Raw genomic sequence first — 19998 nt, 5'->3', positions numbered from 1 at the left:
ATCAGCTATTATTTCTAGTACAGTAAGTGATATAGCTAATAATATCTTAGAAGATGTTAAGAAGAAGAGGTTTTAATTAGTCATTCAAGCCCAAAAAAGGGCTTGAATTTTAAAAATTTATGCTATGATTTTATATATTTTATCAAGGAAAATATATGAATCTATGGGATAAAAAAGCCAAAACTTACACAAGATATCAAAACACTTTAAACACCATACAAAAGCAAACTTTTGAATATTTGCAAAATTTAAAGATTTCCTTTCAAGATAAAAGCGTTATAGATATAGGATGTGGAACTGGGGTTTGGACTTTACATTTAGCCAAAGAAGCTAAAGAAATTTTAGCTCTAGATAGTGCAAATGTTATGCTTGAAATTTTACAAGAAGATGCAAAAACTCATGCTATATCAAATGTAAAAACTTTAAATTTAGATTTTGAAAACTTTTATAAAAATAATAACGCAAAATTTGACTTAGCCTTTTTGAGTATGTCTCCCGCTTTACAAAATGAAAAAGACTATAAAGCTTTTTTAAGCTTGGCTTCTAAAAAGGTGTATTTAGGCTGGGCAAGTAGGCGTAAAAGTAGCTTTTTAGATCCTATATTTGAACATTTTAACACACATTTTAAAGGTTTTTATGAAAGTGATTTGCAAAGTTTTTTAAATGCACAAAATATCCCTTATGAGTATGAAATTTTTAACGAAACTAGAGTTGTAAAAAGAGACAAACAAAGTGCGATAGAAAATGCTTTGTGGCATTTAAGTATGAATGGTATTAATATAAACAAACAAGAATTAGAAAGCTTTGTAAAAGATGAAGTAGAAGAGATTATAGAGGCTAAGATAAAACTTTTAATCATTAGCTAGTATATACTAGCTAAGATTGATTTTTGAAATTTCATCTTGTATTTTTAAAGTCTCATTTAAAGTTTGTATGATTAAGGTAAAATGATTATGATCTATGTCTTCTTCTTTGTGGCTTTTTAAGTATTTATCTAGCACAGCATAACCGCCTATTTTAAACTCATAAATTTCAAGACTTACTTTAGTAAAATACAAGCTTTCGTTTATGAAAAGTTCTTTTGTGTCTTTGTTGTATTTGATTTTTTGTATTTTTAAATTTTTATTTTTAATGTCTTTAAACAAGGCTTCACCTACATTAAAATCTAACTCATCATTTTTTAATAAATGTAAATTTACAAGTTTTAAGCCTAGTTTGCTTAAATTTTTAAAAGTATTTTTATCTTTTGTAAAAAGAATTTTTGGAAAATCAGTTTTTAAAAAATCAAGATATTTTTCTCTATAAAATTTATGAAAAAGCACAGCATAGATATAGCCTAGTATGTCTTCTGGTGAGAATTTTTCTTTGTAAAGCTCATCTATGAAAGCTCTAAAGCTTTCTTTGAAATTTTCTATTTTTGAGGTGAAATTTTCTTCATTAAAATTTGGATTTTCTTTTTTTAGGAATTTTTTACTTCTAGTTGTAGGGTAAAGATAGAGTGGGAAGATATTGTTTGGGCCATTACCTCCAGATGCTAATGCTTGATCTGTAATTGTTGTTGTTAAAAAACAATGATTCCATTCTGTTTTAGAATCTTTTAATTGTCTAGGAATGCTTAATCCTAAATTTTTTCCTTCTAAAAAATGTTCCATTACTTCTCTCCTAGGCATACAATGAAAACCCTTTGATTGTCCTGTATAATAAGTCCAACGAATATCAAATGGACGATAGTAAATTTTCTTATAATTAAATGAATTATTTTGAGTATCTTTTAGTTCTTTTTGTGCGTATTCTATTTTCCAATCTCTAGAATCTTGTCCTAAATCAAATTCCTTTCTTGCACTTTCTATATCTAATGATAAAAATCTTTTAATTCTTGTTTTAAGATTTTCTAAAGATTCTAAATTATCGGAATTTGATATTACAAATTTATCTCTACCGCTAACAATTCCTACACTTGAAAGCATAAAAATATCTTTTACGCTTATGCCTTTGTTGTATTCTTCTAACAAGTCATTATTTTGTGGTAAGAAAAGATAAAAAGGCTCGTTGTTTTTAACTAAAGTCCATTTTATAGAATTTAAGTTATTTTCATATAAAAATTCGTATTTATCTTTTCTTTTGCCGTATAAATCATGATAATAAATCTTTGTATTTTTGACTTTTGAATTTTGTTTTATAAAGATATTTATACTCACACCTTGCATTATGTCAAAGACATTGTCATCTTTGCTTCCATCTGGAGCTTTTTCTTTTTTATTGGTATCGCCGTGTAAGTTAAGTATATAAATTTTATCAAAGCTTTGCATTAGCGAATATCTCATACCTCTAAAGGTAGGATTATCTAAAAAGCCATTATTTGAAATAAAAGCAAAAATTCCACTTTCTTGAGAGTCGATTTTACTTTGTGCAAAGCGTATAAATTTTACATAATCATCTAAAAGCCATTTTGGATTTTTTTCATTTTCTAGTTTGTGTTTTTCATATATAGCTTTAAAAGTGCTTGTGTTTTGTTTGGATTTTTCTTTAAGATACGAGCTTATCCACTTTTTTTGTTCATCATTAAGATTTGCTTTGCTTGGTTCTAAACCATAGCTTATTTTGATCTCATCTTCATATAAACCTTTGTTACTACTTGCTCCACTATAAGGTGGATTGCCTGTGATGATTAGAATTTGTTCTTCTTTTATTTTTTGCGCTTTTTTGAATTCTTTTGTTAGATCAATGAGAGTAAAAAGCGTGTTTTGATCATTTTGTTCTTTGGATATGCTTTTAGAATATAAAGTATTTGTTAGTGCTATTTTAAGACTTTCATTATCATTTAACGGGGAGTTAAATTCTTCTTTGAAGCTTTGAGAAAGTTTTAAGTGCGCTATGGTGTAAGGTGCTATTAAAAATTCAAAACCACAAAATTTGTCTATCAAAGCTTTTGGATTGTAATTAACGCTATTTTTGCTTATAGGTTCTAAGGCTTTTCTAAAAGCTTCAAGTAAAAAGGTGCCAGTGCCTGTGGCAAAATCAAGCAAAGTTATATTTTTATCCAAAGCTTCACTTAATCCTTTTTTGTGATTGAAATCTTGTTTTAAAACTTCATCAATAGCATTGATGATGAAAATTACTACAGGCGCAGGAGTATAATACACTCCCCTTACTTCTCTAAGTTTTGGATCATAGCTTGCTAAAAATGTTTCATAAAAGTGCAAATAAGGATCTTTGTGAGTAGATAAAATAGTAGGACGATTAAATAAGTCTTTCTCGCCTGTTTTGTTTAATTCTTTTATAATGCTTGTAATGTCTATGTGATTTATAATGTTTATGATTTCTTCTAAAAGCCATTTTATATTTTCTAAATTTTCAAAACTATCATCTAAAAATCCACTCATGGTACGGATTAATGGAAATGATTTTGGTATGAATTTTTTAGCATTGTTTAAATCTATTTCTTTTGCGGTATCGTTATTTAATTTTGCTAAGAATAAGCTATAAGTTAAAGTTTGTGCAAAAGAATCGCAAAATTCTTCATAGGATAATTCTTTATAAAGTGTTTCTTTGAAAGTATTAAATAAACTTATCAATGCTTCATTTTCAATTGATAATAAAAGCTCATCTTTTAAAATTCTTGTTCTTAGGCTTAGATGATTTGCAAAATCTAAAGCTGAATTTATGGGATTTGGGATTTTAGAAAAAAAGATAGCAAAAAGCTCGTTTAGTTCTTTTGTTTTTGTTTCTAGCAAAGATTGATTTTTAATAATGCTTTTAATCTCATCAAGAGAGCAAATTTTTACTTCTTTGCAAATGATAATTTCATTTTTCTCATTTAAGCTTAATAATACAAATCTTAAATAATCTGTGAGAATGATATTTGGGCTTAATTTTGTGTATTTTAAAATTTGATCACTTGTTATGATGTTATCAAGATTTGCATTTACTCTTTTGTTTTCTATGTAGCCTAGTGTTAGAAAATCTTTTGTAATTAAAAAATCCGGAGCACCTCTACCTTCTTTGTCGTTATTTGGTTCTTGTTTGATAGAGATTTTATTTTGCTTGTCTTGATTGTCTTTTATAGCTTGTAATAAATTTTGCAAAGCTGTTCTATGTGTATGTTCCTTATCATTGATAGAAATATCTTTTATGTTTTCTAAATAAGTTTTTAGCATTAATTTCCTTTAATTTGCGACTTTGAAATTTAAAGTTTTCCCTGCCATAAATGGCACTACATCGCCGTATTTTTGTGCTACTTGCCATTCTTGTTTTTCTAAAGTGATAATTTTATCATTTTCAAATTTAAGATTATGGATTTTACAAGCATTATCTGAAATAAATTTTTGTAAATTTGTTTCATTTGAATGTTTGTCAAATAATTCAGCTAATACAGGTAAAATCACCGGTGCGCTAAAAACCCCTGCGGCACAACCACAACATTCTTTAGTGTGCAATGGATGAGGCGCGCTATCGCTTCCAAACATAGCCTTTTCATAGCCACTAAAAGCAAGCTCACATAAAGCGTCTTTATCTTCATAGCGTTTTGCAATAGGCTTGCAAAATAAATGTGGATCCATCTTACCACCCACTACATCATCAAGCGTTATCATTAAATGATGCAAAGTAATAGTTGCGTATAAATTTTCATAATCTTTTAAAAGTTCACATAAAGTTTTAGTGGTAATATGCTCCATAACAATCTTAAGTCGTGGAAAATGTTTGGCTAATTTTTCATAAATTTTAGCAAAATTACTTTCCCTGTCCATTACAAAATCATTGGTTTCTCCATGCACTAACAAAGGAATATTTAAATCACTCATAGCCTCTAAAGTAGGTTTTAAATACTCTATATCAAAACTTGAAACTCCACCATTTGAATTTGTTGTAATTCCTGCTGGATAAAGCTTAATGCCAAAAATTTCATCTTTAGCACTGTAAAGAAATTTCTCATCATAATTTTTAAAAAAAAGTGTCATTAAAGGAGTGAAATTTTCATCTTTACAAGCCTTAAGGATACGCATTTTATAAGCTTTTAAATCTTCTAAATTGCAAAGCGGAGGGATTAAATTTGGCATAATCACAGCTGCACAAAAATCTCTTGCGCTAAAAGGTGCGATAAGTTCTAACATTTGATTATCTCTTAAATGCAAATGCATATCTAAAGGATTTTTAAGTATCATTTTTATCTCCTATATTTAGCTGATAAAATCCATTCTTAAGGCGCTTAAAAAGCTTTTTTTCTTCTAAAAATTTAAAAGTAGTGATGATAGTAGGTTTACTTTGATGTAATTTTTCTTCAAGCTCACTGATTTTAATCATAATAAAACCATTTTCATCAGCATTTTCACATAAAAATTTTAACAATTCAAAACGCTTTTTTCCTAAAATTTCTCGTATTAAATTTTCAAATTTCATAAGCAAATGCTATATAAAATAAAGCCCCAAACAAAAAGAGCTAAAAGCACACTAAAAAACACTGCCGCACTCGCACAATCTTTAGCGATTTTTGCCTTTTCATGCCATTCATTAGTAACTAAATCAACACAAGCTTCAATAGCCGAATTTAAAGCTTCTATAATTAAGATAAGCATTAAGACACTTACCAATAACAAATGCTCCAAAAAACTAACTTTTAAGAAAAAACTAAAAACTATCGCAGGGATAATAATGCAAAGTTCAATTCTAAACGCCATTTCATTTTTAAATAAAGCAAAAATCCCTTCTAAAGCATATCTTGCGTTATTTAAAAAATGATATTTAGGCTTCATGGATTTGCCTTAAGTTTAGGATTTAATAAATCATATTCTGGTTCATAAACACTTGTTTTTACATCAAAATATCCTAAAAGAGTGCTAAAAAGATTATCTTGAGAAAGTTTTAAACCTTTATGCTCTTTAGCTAAATTCATTAAATTTTCATCATTACTCCAAAAAATAGCAGGAATATGAGTTTGATAACTTGGCGCTATAGCATAAGGCATACCATGAAGATAAATATCATTTTCGCCCAAACTTTCACCATGATCTGAAAGATAAAACAAAGAACTTTCATAATCTTTTTGTTCTTTTAATAGTTTTATAATCTCACTTAAAAGATAGTCTGTGTAAAGTAAAGTATTGTCATAAGTATTGATTAAAGCCTTACTATCACATTTTGAAAGTTCATTGGTATCACAAGTTGGAGTAAATTTTTTAAACTCATTTGGATAGCGTTTATAATAAGTTGGCCCGTGAGAACCTTGCAAATGAAGAACTATTATATTTTGATCACTCAAATGATTTAATTTTTCTTTAAAAGGAGTGAGTAAATTTTCATCCAAATCACTAGAAAGCTTTTGTTTATAAGCCAATCTATCACAAACCCCTTTACAACCACCAGAATTATTATCAAACCATGTAGCATCTACACCTGTTTTATAAAGTATATCCATAGCATTTTCTTGAAATTCTGAACTCGAATAATCTCTACGCTTGGATATAGAAAACATACAAGGTAAACTTACCGCTGTTGCTGTTCCGCATGATGAAAAATTATCAAAAAAGACTACATTATCTTTTTTAGTGTAGAAATTGGTATCATTTTTAGCATATCCACCCAAAGAGTAATTTGCCGCTCTAGCGGTTTCACCTACTACCAAAACCAAAATTTTTTTAGTGTGATTGTTTTCTCTATAAGCATCATTAGCTATGGTTTTAAATTCTGGCTTAACTTTTACAAAACGAATATAATAACGATATACGGCATAAAATTGATAAAAAGGTGTATTGTACATCCTTATTTCATTATAATTTCTAAAAAAAGGCAAGAAAGTTTTGCTTAAAGGAATTAAAACCGCACTAACCACAATCAAAGCCGATATTATATTGATAATTTTAATTTTCATATGAGATTTAAAACTACTATAATCAATTTTTACTTTAACAACATAAAAAACCAATAATAAAGCCAAAACAACAAATAAGATCAATTTTAAATTTAACAAATCTTTTACTTCTTTGATATCTGTTTGAACAACATTTTGTATCATATCAGAGTCTATAAGCACTCCATAAAAACTAATGAAATAAACACTTAAAAAAGATGATATTATAAACAGTATAGAAAAAAATTTGGTAAAAAATTTCACAAAAAATAAAGAAAAAATCGCATGAACCAATGCCAAATAAGCTATAATGAAAACAAAAGTTATAAACCAATTTTGATTATTTTTTTCATACACAAACTCAAATAAATTAAAATTTAATATTGCAATCATTAAAGAATTTAAAAAAGTAAACCAAAACCAAGTTAATCTAAGCATATAAATCCCTCCTTCAAATTTAAGGTTTTAATTTTATTGAATTTTTTTAAATGGATTGTAGTTTTAAATCTTTTTATGTTATGATTTACACTTTTAATGAAAATTTTAAGGAAAACAATGAAACTACTTTCATGGAATGTAAATGGCTTAAGAGCCATTTGTGATAAAAATGCACTTGATTGGATAGCACAAGAAAAGATTGATTTTATAGGTTTTCAAGAAATCAAAGCACATGAAGATAAATTTCCTAAAAAAATTTATGAATATCCTTTTAAACACATGTATTTTAATTCTGCTAAAAGAGCAGGATATTCTGGAGTAATGAGTCTTTGTAATTTTGATAGTGAAGTAAAAAAATGCGAATTTTTTGATGATGAAGAAGGTAGGGTTTTAGAACACCGCTTTAAAAATATCGCACTTTTTAATATCTATTTTCCAAATGGTCAAAAAGATGAAGAGCGTTTAAATTTTAAGATGAAATTTTATGCAGATTTTTTAGTATATTTGGATAAGCTTTTAAAAGATGGGTTTGAAATTATCATTTGTGGTGATGTCAATACCGCTCACAAAGAAATCGATCTTACCCACCCAAAAGTCAATGCCAACACTTCAGGTTTTTTACCTATAGAAAGAGCTTGGATTGATGATTTGCTAAAACTTGGTTTTATAGATACTTTTAGAGAAATTAATGGTGAAATCAAAGAAAAATACTCGTGGTGGAGCTATAGAATGAAAGCAAGAGAAAGAAATGTAGGCTGGAGGATTGATTATTTTTTCATTTCAAAGGGGTTAAAAGATAAACTTAAAAACGCTTTCATAAGAGATGATATTTTTGGCTCTGATCACGCACCTGTAGGTATAGAAATAGATATTTAATATCCCAAAAAATGGGATATTATTTTTTAACAAATTTTTTTGCTTTTTCCCAAAGTCTTACACCGAGCTTTTTAGCTTTTTTAGAATTTAAATCTTTGTATTTTTCACTAGCAATTTTTTCTAATTCAAAAATTTCTTGTTTAAAACGATTTAATTTTCTTTGAGTAAGTTTGTTAAAATCATTAATCTTTGGATTTTTCTTAATATCATTTAAAACTAATATTAGTTGCTCTCTGCTTTCACCTGCAAGACGTCTAAATTTAGCAAAAAGATTATCAAGTTCATGTTCTAGCAAATTCTCAACTATACTCTTACAAGGATCATTTTGTAATTGAATCTCTTTTTTTAAAAGAGCAATAAAATCATCTTCTATACCTATTAGTTCTTTACTTTTTAAACTAACATCTTCTTCAAAATTTGCATAAGTTAATGAAGCTTTAAATTTTTCCATTGCTAAAACAATACCATCTCTTGTGCCTTTAATCACACCTAAACAAAGATCTTTTGCATAAGCCATAGATTCATTAGCTATTTCAAAAGCGGTATTTAAAATAATACTTGAAATTTTTAAAATTCTTTCTTTTTCAAAATGAGCTTCACAAATGGCATTATATACGAGATTTTTAGCTATTTCACTACTTGTAAGTTCTATATCTTCAGCCTTTTCTAATGTAGTTAAAAAAGCACTTTCAGCGGTTTCTTTTAAAATTCCAAGCATTTCTATATCAAATAAAATAGCATCATTTAAACCGCCACTAAATTCATCGCAAAAAGAACATTCTTGTAAAATATTCTCGAATTCAAAAAAATTATCGCTGATTTGATTTTTAATCAAATTCTTTTGATTTTCAATCTGTTTGTTTAATAATTCAGCTTCGCTAATATACTCATAAAGTGAATTTTGAGCATCTACAATACTCGCCTTAACCAAAGCTTTGATAACCTTTGTAACATTTTCATCATCAAAAAAATCAAGTTTTTTCAAAATAGTTAAAAATTCAACCAAAAGAGAATTTAAAACTTTTTTTGTTTCATGAGGATTATGTGAAATTTGCTTATACGCAAGATTAAAACTCAAGTCTTCGAGTAAATCACTTGCTTCATCTTTACCGAGATTTGATAAAGAATTTTCAAAAATAATTAAAGTATTTTTCATTTTTCCTTCTTTCTTAAAGTACAAATTTTGCTTTAGCTTTTAATTTATCAAATATATCCAAACGATCTTTTTTGCTATCAACATAAACATTTAATAAATAACTTTGATATTTTCCACTCGCACTTGAATTCGAATGTTCAAATTTATATTCTCTTTGACCTAAAATTTCTTGAAAAATTTCACTTGCCTTAATATGCACCTCAAAAATCACCTTATAATCCCAAAAAGTAGGATAATTGATCTGAGGTTCTTTTTTAAGATCGCACAAATTTACCACTTTTACCTCCTTCTTTGCTTTCAAGCACTATATCCGTAATCCTCATTGATTTATCTATAGCCTTGATCATATCATATATAGTTAAAAGTCCTATACTAACCCCACTTAAAGCTTCCATTTCAACCCCTGTTTTACCTTCACACTTAACTGTTACAATAAGCTTAAATGCACATTCTTTAAAAAATTCCACAATATCAGTTTCAACTTTAGAAAGCATTAAAGGATGGCACATAGGAATAATTTCACTTGTTTTTTTAGCCCCCATTATAGCCGCAACAATAGCTGTTTGAAGAACAGGACCTTTTTTTGCAGTATTGTTTTTAATTACATCAAAAGCTTCTTGACTCACATATATCATACCGCTAGCTGTGGCTATTCTTGAAGTAATATTTTTATCGCTTACATCTACCATTTTAGGATGATTTTTTTCATCTAAATGACTTAATTTCATAAATTCACCTTTTAAAAAATTATAAAAATTATAGCAAAACCAAACAAATTTAAGATAAAATAAGCTTTGTATTTTTATTTAAGGAGAAAACAATGGCTTATGAAGATGAAGAAGATTTAAATTACGATGATTATGAAAACGAAGATGAAGAATATCCACAAAATCACCATAAAAATTATAATTACGATGATGATGATTATGAATACGATGATGATAACAATGATGATGATTTTTATGAGATGGATTAAGAATGAGCAAAACCCTTAATCAAAAAGATATAAAAGTTTTAGGACTTTCATCATTAGGTGGAACTTTAGAATTTTATGATTTTATTATTTTTGTATTTTTTGCAAATTATATTTCAACAAACTTTTTTCCAAAAGATTTAAGTAGTTTTTGGCAAATGTTTAATACTTATGGAATATTTGCGGCTGGATATTTAGCGCGTCCCTTGGGAGGTGTGATACTGGCGCATTTTGGAGATAAATTTGGACGCAAAAGAATGTTTATGATTAGTATTTTGTTAATGGTTATTCCAACTTTTACTCTAGCTTTTATTCCAAATTATGAAAGCATAGGTTTTCTTTGTATTGTGCTTTTAGTTTTTATACGCATTTGTCAAGGCATTGCTATAGGCGGGGAACTTCCTGGAGCTTGGGTTTTTGTATACGAACACGCACCACAAGGTCAAAAAAGAACTTATTTGGGAATTTTAACCGCTTCGGTTGTAGGTGGAATTTTATTAGGTAGTTTAGTTTTTTTAATTATGAATAAAATTTATACCCAAGAAGAACTTCATGAATGGGCTTGGAGAATTCCATTCTTTTTAGGTGGAATTTTTGGGATTATTTCTGCTTATTTGAGAAAATTTTTAAGAGAAACTCCTGTTTTTGAACAAATGAAAAAAGACAAGGCTTTAGAAAAATTTCCTTTAAAAGAAGTGTTTAAAAAAGCTAAAATGGGAATTGTTCTTTCTATAATGATTGCTTGGGTTTTGACAGGTTGCATTGTTGTAATGATTTTGCTTATGCCTAGCTATATGGCAAAAATACTTCAAATTAACACTTCTATACAAACCTATCTTCAAATAGGTGGAATTTTACTTATTTGCCTAGGGTGTATTATAAGTGGAATTTTAGCGGATAAAATAGGCATTATCAAATCTTGTGTATTTTTTAGTGTTTTTTTTGGAATTGTAAGCTTGCTTTATTTTAATACTCTATATAGACAAAATGCTGATTTTAACCTAGTAGCTTGCTTATATTTACTTGTATGTTTTTTTAGCGGAGTGATGAATTTTTGTCCTTTAATAATGAGTGAAGTATTTGATGCAAAAATTAAATTTTCAGGACTTTCTTTTTCATATAATATTGCTTATGCTATAGCTGGAGGTTTAACTCCGCAACTTGCTTTTTTCTTGCATAGTTTTGCCTTAGATAATTTAAGTAATTTTTGGCGTTTTTCTTTGGGAATTTATGTTTTCTTTTTGGCTATTATAGCTTTGCTATGTGCATTTATTTTTTCTTATCTTAATAATACCCAACGCACATACTCTCAGTGATTTTGATACGCTTTTCAAAAGGAGCTGGGCTAAAAAAATGGCATTTTTCTATATAAATATGCTGATGATAATTTAGCCCTAAAAAATCATAAAATTTTTTTAGGTTAACAAATTTAATCCCGCAAATCTCCTTAAGCTCTAAAAGTTTATAAATAGAAGAATTATTTTTTTCCACTAAATGAGAGGGAGCTAATCCAGTAAAAGAGCAAAAAGCACTTGCCAATACAAAACCATTTAAACCATTACACTGCCTTAAAGCTTGCTGATGTTTTTCTAAAATGCAATTTCTATGCAAAAATACAATTCTTGTTCCTTGATATCTACCTATTTCTACATTTTTCCAAAATTTATAAGCATTTTTTGAAATTCCAGCAAAACGATGAAATTCAGCGTTTAAAATATAATGATCTAAAAATTCATTAGGAGGTAAGATTAAACTTTTCATCACTATAATTTAGAATCTAAAGGCTCTTTAATCTTCTTTATCTAAATTTTCCTTAGCTTTGCTAGGAAGCTTGGATAAAAGATTATTTAAATCAAAATTAATTCCCTGAGTTTTTGCCTCTTCAAGTAAAGCAACTGCAGCTTTTGCATTAAATGGAGAAGAGCCATCATGTGGAGTAAAAAGATGATCTGTTATTGCTAGAGCATAAGCGGATTTTTTCACTTCTTCACGAGCAGCATGAGGAGTGCGAACAAAACATATACTTTCAATCAAAACATCATCAAAATTCCAACGATGCAACAAAAATCCTAAGAAAGAAATATGATCTACACCTAAAAATTCATTCTCTGCTAAAGCAAGATTTTCATTTTTATTTAAAAAAGCTAAAAAATCCTTATCCTTATGATTTTGTATAAGAAAATTTGAAAAAATAACAATACCAAATCTTAAAAGCATTGCACAAGGAACTAAAAGATGAGAAAGTTTTTTATCTTCATCATTAAGCCAATTTGTGATAAAAGTTGCCTCTTCGTTGCAATTTCTTAAAAAAACTTGAGTATCCAAACCATATGGCGAAACATCTATTTTAAAACTATCCCTAATGGAATCAGCGGTAACTATATTGATGATATTACTAACACCTAATAAAGTAATCACTTGATTTATGGTTGTAATTTCTCTTGTAAAACCATAATAAGGAGAATTTGCTAATTGCAAAAGCTTAGCCGTCATCAACGGATCGCTTGAAATAATTTCAGCAACTTTCATGGTTTCTATATTTGAATTAGCCTCACTTACATATTTTCTTAACTTACTTACAGTATCAGGCAAAGGTGGCAAAACTTCGACGCTTTTTAATAAAAGCTCGTTCATATCTCCGATCATATTTAATACATCCTTATTTAATATTCAATGTTGTTCATAGATTTACAATTATATCTAAAATTTAATTTACTTATTGCATTTTTTTATTGCTTAAGGTATAATAAAAATTACAAATAAATGTAAATGCTTGAATTTATGACATTTTGATTTAGTTAACTAGTAATTAAAAAATAGTTTTAATGGAGTTAAATTGATGTTTTTTAATTTTAAAAATAAAAGCTCAACAAAAAAAGAAGAAAGTAAAAAAGTTTTAGAAGCTCTATATCTTCAAGAAAATGAACTTGAAGAAAAATTGAAAAAAATAAATATCAAGCCAAAATTAATCATAGGCTTTGTGTCGTATCAACTTAATCTAGCGATCATAGGAAATAAGATTCAAAATTCTATAAATGAACAATGTGATATCATCTTAAGCAGTGCTACTGATTTATTATGCAACCTTGATTCTAACTCAAACATTGAAAATAGTCCCTATAAACAAAATATCCAAGGAATAAGTTTGATGCTTTTTAGTGAAGATATGGTAGAAAATCTTTGTGCAAATAAAATCAAGCTTTTTAGCAATATAAAAGATTATACAGAAAGAAAAAAACTGATAGAAAAAGAAGTTTTATCTATAAATATACCTTTTGAAGCACACTGCACAAATACTTTGCATTATTTAATTTATGACGGTTTAAGTCAAAGCGAAAGTTCTCTTTTAGAACTTTTATACAAACACAACCCCTATCCTTGTGCTTTAGTAGGAGGTGGATCTAGTGGAAATATGGACTTTAGCGGAACATTTATATTTTATAATGGAGAAATATTAAAAAATCAAGCTTTAAGCATACATGTTCAATTTAAACCTAAGTATCGTTTTGATTTAATGAAGTCTCAAAATTTCAATCCTCAAAGCAACATTACCTTTACTATACTTGATGCAAGCTTATATGATAGGACAGTACGTGAATTTATTGATAAAAAAACCTTTCAATCCATCAACGCGGTTGAAGCTTTATGTAATTATTTTAACTGTACTTTTGAAGAACTTAAAAATAAAATGCAAGAATATACTTTTGCTTTAAAAATTGGAGAAGACTATCTTATTTCCCCTATGGAAATCAACCCAGATAAAACATTATTTAGTTATTGTGATATAGAAAGCGCTCAAGAATTAAGCTTGCTTAAAAAAACAAATTTTATTGAAGCCATAAAAAAAGATTACGAAAAATTTTCTCTTAATAAACCAAAACCACTAGGAGCAATTTTTAATGATTGTATCTTAAGAAGACTTCACAACAAAGAATATTTAAATCAAATCCATTTTAATGATTTTCCTATAGTTGGTTTTTCTAGTTTTGGGGAAATTTATGGAGTGGGAATTGCAAAAAGTTTAGTGGCAATATTTTTTTATGAAGTTGAAAATTTTAATGATTTCAAACCTAGATATTTAAAAACTTTCATACAAAAATACAGCGATTTTAAATACTATTATCTTAATATAAGAGCTCAAAAACTAGAAATGACAAATGAGATTAATAAAATAATTTTAAATCAACTCAAACAAAATACATCAGAAATTGATAAAAATACAAGTATATTTAAAGAAATTTTTGAAGAACTTGAAAATATAAGAAGAAGTCTTACAACTATTAGTGAAAGTTTTACCAATTTCACTAACTACCTAGAATACAACCTTTACCAAAGCGAAGAAAAAATGAATTTAGAAAAAGAAGTGCAATCTTCTTTGAAAAATATAGATCAATTAAATAGTATTTTAGATCTTATTTCAGGGATTGCTGAACAAACTAGCCTTTTATCTTTAAATGCAGGTATAGAAGCTGCTAGAGCTGGAAAACTTGGTCGTGGATTTGCAGTTGTAGCTGATGAAGTTAGAAAACTTTCAGAAAATACCCAAATGGGTCTAGGTGAAATGGAAGGAGCTATTAAATTAGTTATTCAGACCATACAATCCATTGCAAAAAGTTCCAATTCTAGCACTCAAGAAATGAATTTTATAAGGGATAAATCCAATGAATTTTCCAAAATCATTTCAAATCTTATAAATTCAGGTAAAGAAATTTCAGATAAATTAGAACAAAGAAGCAATGTCAGCGAAGATTTTGAAAAAAATGTAAATCAACTCAAATGTTATGAAGATGTTCTAGCTAAATTAAATCAATACTAAAAAATTAAGAATTTCAAGAAATCGAAAATCTTGAAATTCTTACACTAAAAAAATTAAAGTGCTTTTTTTGCGGCCTCTGCAATTTTTGCAAAAGCAGCAGCATCATTCATAGCTAAATCTGCTAGAATTTTTCTATCAAGTTCAATGCCTGCTTTTTTAAGACCATTAATAAATCTTGAATAACTTAAATTATTAAGCCTACAAGCAGCATTGATACGCACAATCCAAAGACGACGGAAGTCTCTTTTTTTACGGCGTCTATCACGATAAGCATAGACTAGACTTCTTTCTAATTGTTCTTTTGCTTTTCTAAAATGTTTGCGGCGTCCACTATAAAAACCACGCGCTAATTTTAAAACTTTTTTATGTCTACGGCGTCTAACAACACCTGTTTTTACTCTTGCCATTTTTATTTCCTTTCATAAAGTGGCGTCCAAATTTGGAGCTTGCCCTTGAAATTTTATTTCAAAGGGGAGTTTGAATGACTTTTAGTCAAAAACTTAAATTCCTAGCATTTTTTCAACAGCTTTTACATTTGTGTTATGCACATATTTAGCTGTGCGAAGATCACGCATTCTTTTTGCAGGTTTTTTAGTCAAAATATGACTTCTAAAAGCTGAGCCTCTTTTGATTTTATTTTTACCTACTTTGAAGCGTTTAACTGCGCTTTTAACGCTTTTCATCTTTGGCATACGCTTTCCTTATTTAGATAAATTTTTATTTTTCAAATTAAAAGAAAAGCTAAATACTATCAAATTTTTTCTAATTTTTGACTGAATTTAATTTTTAAAAAAAACTTGGCACACCTTTTGCTTATAAAAAAATCAGCAATATTTTGGAAAGATTTAAAATGACTATAAATTCGGCAAATCCGTATCAAAATTTAACCTTATCTAATCCTTTACAGAATAGCTCTGCTTTAAATTTGATTAAAGATAACAAAGCTTTAGAACAAGAAGGAAATGAAAATAGCTTAGAACAATTAAGTTATATTTTTAATAATACCACTTATGCCAGTGAATTTGGATTTAGAATCAATGAAGAAGGTTTTTTTGATAAAGATTTAAATAAAATTGCAAATATACCAGAATCTTATAATATCAACATTAAAAGCGTTAGAAGCATAGCAAAAGAACTCACAAAACAAGATGAAAATTTAAACTACAATAAAATTGATCTACCTTATCTTTTAAATAGCTATCATAGTTCATTAAAATCTATAAATTCAGAATTTTTACAAGATGATAATGCTTATTTAAGTCGCGATCTTATTTCAAAACTATCATCAGGTTTTTCAACAGATAATGGAGAATTTTTAGGCCAAATTTCAAGAATTTACAACAATCAAGAAGAAATTGATTTGGCATTAAGCAATATCACAAATTTAAATACTTTAATGTTAGATAATAAAATAACTAATTTTCATTTTGATAAAGCCATAGAAAACACTTCTTCTAATGAAATTTTAAAACCTTATTTAACTAAAAATGCAGAAGTATCAAAATCTGGTCTTTTAATGAATTTTATCTACCATGATATAAAAACTCAAAACGAAAAAGAATTTAACTTTTTTATGAAACCTGCCACTTTAGAACTAAGCTCTCATCAAAATTTACAAAAAATTCTCAAGGGCGAAACAGATATAGAAGATTACATCAAAAAAGAAAATGAAAAAAAGATGAGTTTTGATCTTTATCTTTATGTTAATGGCGTAGATAAAAAAACAAGCACTCAAGACAAACTATCTGTATTTTTTCAACAATATATTAACTACCAAAAAGATATGGATTTAAGAGAATTTGCAAATTCAAGTTCAATATTTCAAATTTATATCGATCAAAATCGCAATGATTTTGATGCTCTTAAAAAACAATATCAAAACCAAAGTCAAGATACGCAAAGATTAGAAGAAGCAAATCAACTACGTTCTAGCTCTATAGAAAATTTTTTAGATCGTCGTCAAAAACAAGCAAATATAAATAAAATTCTAAACTCTTATATGTCTGTGATGGTTTAAAATAATTTTTTAAAAAATATATAAATTATAAATACTTTAATAATAATAATTTTTATATAATTAATTAATAAAATTTTAAGTATTATAGCATTATAATCCGCTCTCGAAAAATATAAATATAAAAGTACTCAAAACCATGACTTATAATGAAAAAATTATTTCGATGAATAATGATCTTTTAGATCATCAACATAAAGAACTTTTTGAAATTTCTAAAAAACTCTCTTTAATGAACCAACGTCATGTTGGAACAAAAGAGTTAAAAATTGTCTTAAGAGAGTTGTTGATAATGATCAATAGACATTTTTCAGATGAAGAAGCCTTTATGAGAGAAATAGAATATCCTTATATCAACCATCATACAAGAATTCATAGAAAAATTATCTTAGAAATTGAAGAAATTATCATCAGTGAAGCTAAATTTGTAAATATAATGACCGAAAAATTAAATCTCGTTGTTCAAGATTTTATCTTTAAACATACAGCCAAAGAAGATTCAAAGATAGTAAAGTATTACGAAGAAAAATTTAAGAAATAGTATTTCTCATTTTTGCTATATAAAATTCACAAAATATTTCACTTTAAAATTTTACTTTAGCATTTTATTTTTGTTATAATTTTTAACCTAATTTTTATAAATTTTTGTTATTATCCGTTTTCAAATAAAGATAAAAAATATCCTAATTAAAATTAAGGATAAATTAAGGATTTTAAAGTGAAAGTATATTTAGATAACAACGCAACGACAATGCTTGATCCTAATGCTTATGAGTTGATGCTACCTTTTTTAAAGGATATGTATGGAAATCCAAATAGCCTTCATCAATATGGTAGCGCAACACATCCTGCCTTAAGAGAAGCTTTGGATAAACTTTATGCAGGACTTGGAGCAAATGACCTAGATGACATAGTTGTAACCTCCTGTGCGACAGAAAGCATTAACTGGGTGCTTAAGGGTGTGTATTTTGATCATATTTTAGATAAAGAACGCAATGAAGTGATTATTTCTAGTGTAGAACACCCTGCTGTTACTGCTGCTGCTTATTTTTTAAAAAGTCTTGGAGTAAAAGTCATAGAACTTCCTGTAAATGAAGAAGGGGTTTCTACTGTAGAAGATTTGCGTAAAGTGATTAGCGATAAAACAGCACTTGTAAGTGTTATGTGGGCAAATAATGAAACAGGTATGATTTTTGATATTAAAGCGATGGCAGAACTTGCGCATGAATTTGGTGCTCTTTTTCATACAGATGCTACTCAAGCAGTAGGTAAAATAAAGGTTAATTTAACTCAAGTAGGAGTTGATTTTGCTTCATTTTCAGCACATAAATTTCATGGACCAAAGGGTGTGGGTGGACTTTTTATAAAAAAAGGACTTAAACTTACTCCACTTTTACACGGTGGAGAACACATGGGTGGTCGTAGAAGTGGAACTTTAAATGTACCTTACATAGTGGCTATGGGCGAGGCTTTGCGTATTGCAAATACTATGCTTGATTTTGAAGATTCTCATATACGCCGTTTAAGAGATAAACTAGAAGATCAAATTTTGGCCTTGCCTGATACAACAGTGGTTGGAAAAAGGGAACACCGTGTGCCTAATACAATCTTAGCAAGTATTAAAGGTGTTGAAGGCGAAGCAATGCTTTGGGATTTAAATAAAAATGGTATAGCTGCAAGTACGGGCTCAGCCTGTGCAAGTGAAGCTTTAGAAAGCAATCCTATTATGGAAGCTATCGGTGCGGAGCATGATTTAGCGCATACAGCTTTAAGGCTTTCTTTGTCACGTTTTAACACTGAAGAAGAAATTGATTATGCAGCAAAACAAATTAAAAATGCAACACAGAGATTAAGAGCAATTTCTTGCACTTATGCTTATAATCCAAATAATTACAAATAAGGATGAAAAATGGGAAAAAATAGTTTAATTGGTGGATCCATTTGGGATGAGTATTCACAAAAAGTTCAAGATAGAATGAATAATCCTCAACATATGGGAGAATTTAGTGAAGAAGATGCTAAAGCACGCAATGCAAAATTGATCGTAGCTGATTTTGGTGCAGAAAGTTGCGGCGATGCGGTAAGACTTTTTTGGCTTGTAGATGAAAAAACTGATAAAATTATCGATGCAAAATTTAAAAGTTTTGGTTGTGGTACAGCTATAGCAAGTAGTGATACTATGGTGGATCTTTGTATAGGAAAAACTGTAGATGAAGCAGTAAAAATCACAAATTTAGATGTGGAATTTGCCATGAGAGATAATCCAGAAATTCCAGCTGTTCCACCTCAAAAAATGCACTGTTCAGTTATGGCTTATGATGTAATCAAACAAGCAGCAGCGCATTATAAAGGTATAAGTCCTGAAGATTTTGAAGATCAAATTATAGTTTGTGAGTGCGCTAGAGTAAGTCTTGGAACCATTAAAGAAGTGATTAAACTTAATGATTTGCATAGTGTAGAAGAAATCACACAATATACTAAAGCAGGTGCTTTTTGCAAGTCCTGTATCAAACCAGGCGGACATGAAAAAAGAGATTATTACCTTGTAGATATTTTAGCTGAAACCAGAGCCGAGATGGATAGAGAAAAACTCAAAAATACAACGAAAAGTGATGTGGCTTTTGATGAAATGACCGTAGTAGGACAATTAAAAGCAGTTGAAAGTGTTTTAGATGCTGAAATTCGCCCTATGCTTCATAATGATGGTGGAGATTTGGAAGTGATTGATATACAAAAGGCTGAAGGTGCAGCAATTGACGTTTATATTCGTTATCTTGGTGCTTGTAGTGGTTGTTCTAGTGGAAGTGGTGCGACACTTTATGCTATTGAAACAATTTTACAAGAAGAATTAAGTCCAAATATACGCGTTATGCCGGTTTAA

General features: G+C 28.4%; 21 protein-coding genes and 1 pseudogene. 10 read left to right on the top strand and 12 right to left on the bottom strand.

What is annotated here, in order from left to right:
* Together ELQ05_RS08570 and ELQ05_RS06530 are read left to right on the top strand one after the other, a co-directional pair.
* A pseudogene (locus ELQ05_RS08570) lies at window positions 1-76 on the top strand (methyl-accepting chemotaxis protein); the annotation flags it as partial.
* A gap of 79 nt (window positions 77-155) precedes the next feature.
* Window positions 156-866 (top strand): class I SAM-dependent methyltransferase, encoded by a 711-nt coding sequence (locus tag ELQ05_RS06530; protein ID WP_070316631.1) that lies wholly within the window; start codon window positions 156-158, stop codon window positions 864-866.
* 6 nt (window positions 867-872) lie between these two features.
* Here ELQ05_RS06530 and ELQ05_RS06525 read toward each other — a convergent pair whose 3' ends face one another.
* From ELQ05_RS06525 to eptC, 5 genes are read right to left on the bottom strand one after another with little or no spacing between them, the layout of a single operon-like run.
* On the bottom strand, window positions 873-4157 hold the full coding sequence (locus tag ELQ05_RS06525) for a type ISP restriction/modification enzyme (RefSeq protein ID WP_134240031.1): 3285 nt from the start codon (window positions 4155-4157) through the stop codon (window positions 873-875).
* 9 nt (window positions 4158-4166) lie between these two features.
* Complete coding sequence (gene pyrC, locus ELQ05_RS06520) at window positions 4167-5162, bottom strand: dihydroorotase (RefSeq protein WP_096702692.1); 996 nt, start codon at window positions 5160-5162, stop codon at window positions 4167-4169.
* Window positions 5152-5397 carry a replication/maintenance protein RepL gene (locus tag ELQ05_RS06515; RefSeq protein ID WP_134240030.1) on the bottom strand — a complete coding sequence of 82 codons (246 nt, stop codon included), beginning with the start codon at window positions 5395-5397 and terminating at the stop codon, window positions 5152-5154. Before ELQ05_RS06515 ends, pyrC begins: the two co-directional genes overlap by 11 nt.
* Window positions 5394-5750, bottom strand: a complete 357-nt coding sequence (locus tag ELQ05_RS06510; protein ID WP_002933902.1) for a diacylglycerol kinase — start codon at window positions 5748-5750, stop codon at window positions 5394-5396. Before ELQ05_RS06510 ends, ELQ05_RS06515 begins: the two co-directional genes overlap by 4 nt.
* Entirely contained in the window at window positions 5747-7282 is a 1536-nt protein-coding gene (gene eptC, locus ELQ05_RS06505; RefSeq protein WP_134240029.1) for a lipid A/FlgG phosphoethanolamine transferase EptC, read from the bottom strand. The genes ELQ05_RS06510 and eptC overlap by 4 nt, the downstream gene beginning before the upstream one ends.
* Window positions 7283-7399: 117 nt before the next feature.
* On the opposite strand from eptC, the gene ELQ05_RS06500 reads away from it, so the two are divergent.
* The gene (locus tag ELQ05_RS06500; RefSeq protein ID WP_052791911.1) at window positions 7400-8158 is read left to right on the top strand and encodes an exodeoxyribonuclease III; all 759 of its coding nucleotides are present in this window, start codon (window positions 7400-7402) and stop codon (window positions 8156-8158) included.
* A 19-nt stretch (window positions 8159-8177) separates the two neighbouring features.
* Here the strand turns inward: ELQ05_RS06500 and ELQ05_RS06495 are convergent, their stop codons facing one another.
* The 3 genes from ELQ05_RS06495 to moaC are packed head-to-tail and all read right to left on the bottom strand — an operon-like array spanning window position 8178 to window position 10042.
* The gene (locus ELQ05_RS06495) at window positions 8178-9338 is read right to left on the bottom strand and encodes a hypothetical protein (RefSeq protein ID WP_010891847.1); all 1161 of its coding nucleotides are present in this window, start codon (window positions 9336-9338) and stop codon (window positions 8178-8180) included.
* A complete protein-coding gene (locus ELQ05_RS06490; protein ID WP_002889304.1) occupies window positions 9328-9591 on the bottom strand; it encodes a DUF493 family protein in 264 nt (87 codons plus the stop codon). Before ELQ05_RS06490 ends, ELQ05_RS06495 begins: the two co-directional genes overlap by 11 nt.
* Complete coding sequence (moaC, locus tag ELQ05_RS06485; RefSeq protein ID WP_070316637.1) at window positions 9569-10042, bottom strand: cyclic pyranopterin monophosphate synthase MoaC; 474 nt, start codon at window positions 10040-10042, stop codon at window positions 9569-9571. Before moaC ends, ELQ05_RS06490 begins: the two co-directional genes overlap by 23 nt.
* Before the next feature lie 92 nt (window positions 10043-10134).
* Here moaC and ELQ05_RS06480 point away from each other — a divergent pair, with 92 nt between their 5' ends.
* Window positions 10135-10290: a highly acidic protein gene (locus tag ELQ05_RS06480; protein WP_002851965.1), complete on the top strand. Its 156-nt coding sequence runs from the start codon at window positions 10135-10137 to the stop codon at window positions 10288-10290.
* Between the two features lie 2 nt (window positions 10291-10292).
* Window positions 10293-11603, top strand: a complete 1311-nt coding sequence (locus ELQ05_RS06475) for an MFS transporter (protein WP_070316638.1) — start codon at window positions 10293-10295, stop codon at window positions 11601-11603.
* On the opposite strand, the gene cheQ is transcribed toward ELQ05_RS06475, so the two are convergent.
* The gene (gene cheQ, locus ELQ05_RS06470; RefSeq protein ID WP_079264939.1) at window positions 11572-12051 is read right to left on the bottom strand and encodes a cheVAW transcriptional regulator CheQ; all 480 of its coding nucleotides are present in this window, start codon (window positions 12049-12051) and stop codon (window positions 11572-11574) included. The genes ELQ05_RS06475 and cheQ overlap by 32 nt on opposite strands.
* A 24-nt stretch (window positions 12052-12075) precedes the next feature.
* Window positions 12076-12933, bottom strand: coding sequence for a cheVAW transcriptional regulator CheP (gene cheP, locus ELQ05_RS06465; RefSeq protein WP_002933722.1), 858 nt, complete (start codon window positions 12931-12933; stop codon window positions 12076-12078).
* 193 nt (window positions 12934-13126) lie between these two features.
* Between cheP and ELQ05_RS08565 the strand changes: the two genes are divergently transcribed.
* Window positions 13127-15103 (top strand): methyl-accepting chemotaxis protein, encoded by a 1977-nt coding sequence (locus tag ELQ05_RS08565; RefSeq protein ID WP_079862125.1) that lies wholly within the window; start codon window positions 13127-13129, stop codon window positions 15101-15103.
* A gap of 53 nt (window positions 15104-15156) precedes the next feature.
* Here ELQ05_RS08565 and rplT read toward each other — a convergent pair whose 3' ends face one another.
* Window positions 15157-15510, bottom strand: coding sequence for a 50S ribosomal protein L20 (gene rplT / locus ELQ05_RS06455; RefSeq protein ID WP_002880898.1), 354 nt, complete (start codon window positions 15508-15510; stop codon window positions 15157-15159).
* A 93-nt stretch (window positions 15511-15603) separates the two neighbouring features.
* Window positions 15604-15795, bottom strand: a complete 192-nt coding sequence (rpmI, locus tag ELQ05_RS06450) for a 50S ribosomal protein L35 (protein ID WP_070233469.1) — start codon at window positions 15793-15795, stop codon at window positions 15604-15606.
* Between the two features lie 158 nt (window positions 15796-15953).
* On the opposite strand from rpmI, the gene ELQ05_RS06445 reads away from it, so the two are divergent.
* The 4 genes from ELQ05_RS06445 (at window position 15954) to ELQ05_RS06430 (ending at window position 19998) form a co-directional block, all read left to right on the top strand.
* Window positions 15954-17120, top strand: coding sequence for a hypothetical protein (locus ELQ05_RS06445; protein WP_070316640.1), 1167 nt, complete (start codon window positions 15954-15956; stop codon window positions 17118-17120).
* A 136-nt stretch (window positions 17121-17256) separates the two neighbouring features.
* Entirely contained in the window at window positions 17257-17658 is a 402-nt protein-coding gene (locus ELQ05_RS06440) for a hemerythrin domain-containing protein (protein ID WP_002851900.1), read from the top strand.
* A 177-nt stretch (window positions 17659-17835) separates the two neighbouring features.
* Complete coding sequence (locus ELQ05_RS06435; protein WP_002858709.1) at window positions 17836-19017, top strand: NifS family cysteine desulfurase; 1182 nt, start codon at window positions 17836-17838, stop codon at window positions 19015-19017.
* A 9-nt stretch (window positions 19018-19026) separates the two neighbouring features.
* Window positions 19027-19998 (top strand): iron-sulfur cluster assembly scaffold protein, encoded by a 972-nt coding sequence (locus tag ELQ05_RS06430; protein ID WP_070316642.1) that lies wholly within the window; start codon window positions 19027-19029, stop codon window positions 19996-19998.

It is taken from the genome of Campylobacter sp. US53 (assembly GCF_004378995.1).
Classification (GTDB): domain Bacteria; phylum Campylobacterota; class Campylobacteria; order Campylobacterales; family Campylobacteraceae; genus Campylobacter_D; species Campylobacter_D jejuni.
Note: the sequence above shows the minus strand (reverse complement) of the source record. Positions and strands in the feature narration are given on the sequence as shown.

Excerpts from the sequence above, each read along its gene's own strand:
- ELQ05_RS06530 (WP_070316631.1), top strand. The coding sequence starts at position 156 with ATGAATCTATGGGATAAAAAAGCCAAAACTTACACAAGATATCAAAAC.
- ELQ05_RS06525 (WP_134240031.1), bottom strand. The coding sequence starts at position 4,157 with ATGCTAAAAACTTATTTAGAAAACATAAAAGATATTTCTATCAATGAT.
- pyrC (WP_096702692.1), bottom strand. The coding sequence starts at position 5,162 with ATGATACTTAAAAATCCTTTAGATATGCATTTGCATTTAAGAGATAAT.
- ELQ05_RS06515 (WP_134240030.1), bottom strand. The coding sequence starts at position 5,397 with ATGAAATTTGAAAATTTAATACGAGAAATTTTAGGAAAAAAGCGTTTT.
- ELQ05_RS06510 (WP_002933902.1), bottom strand. The coding sequence starts at position 5,750 with ATGAAGCCTAAATATCATTTTTTAAATAACGCAAGATATGCTTTAGAA.
- eptC (WP_134240029.1), bottom strand. The coding sequence starts at position 7,282 with ATGCTTAGATTAACTTGGTTTTGGTTTACTTTTTTAAATTCTTTAATG.
- ELQ05_RS06500 (WP_052791911.1), top strand. The coding sequence starts at position 7,400 with ATGAAACTACTTTCATGGAATGTAAATGGCTTAAGAGCCATTTGTGAT.
- moaC (WP_070316637.1), bottom strand. The coding sequence starts at position 10,042 with ATGAAATTAAGTCATTTAGATGAAAAAAATCATCCTAAAATGGTAGAT.
- ELQ05_RS06480 (WP_002851965.1), top strand. The coding sequence starts at position 10,135 with ATGGCTTATGAAGATGAAGAAGATTTAAATTACGATGATTATGAAAAC.
- ELQ05_RS06475 (WP_070316638.1), top strand. The coding sequence starts at position 10,293 with ATGAGCAAAACCCTTAATCAAAAAGATATAAAAGTTTTAGGACTTTCA.
- cheP (WP_002933722.1), bottom strand. The coding sequence starts at position 12,933 with ATGATCGGAGATATGAACGAGCTTTTATTAAAAAGCGTCGAAGTTTTG.
- ELQ05_RS08565 (WP_079862125.1), top strand. The coding sequence starts at position 13,127 with ATGTTTTTTAATTTTAAAAATAAAAGCTCAACAAAAAAAGAAGAAAGT.
- rplT (WP_002880898.1), bottom strand. The coding sequence starts at position 15,510 with ATGGCAAGAGTAAAAACAGGTGTTGTTAGACGCCGTAGACATAAAAAA.
- rpmI (WP_070233469.1), bottom strand. The coding sequence starts at position 15,795 with ATGCCAAAGATGAAAAGCGTTAAAAGCGCAGTTAAACGCTTCAAAGTA.
- ELQ05_RS06445 (WP_070316640.1), top strand. The coding sequence starts at position 15,954 with ATGACTATAAATTCGGCAAATCCGTATCAAAATTTAACCTTATCTAAT.
- ELQ05_RS06440 (WP_002851900.1), top strand. The coding sequence starts at position 17,257 with ATGACTTATAATGAAAAAATTATTTCGATGAATAATGATCTTTTAGAT.
- ELQ05_RS06430 (WP_070316642.1), top strand. The coding sequence starts at position 19,027 with ATGGGAAAAAATAGTTTAATTGGTGGATCCATTTGGGATGAGTATTCA.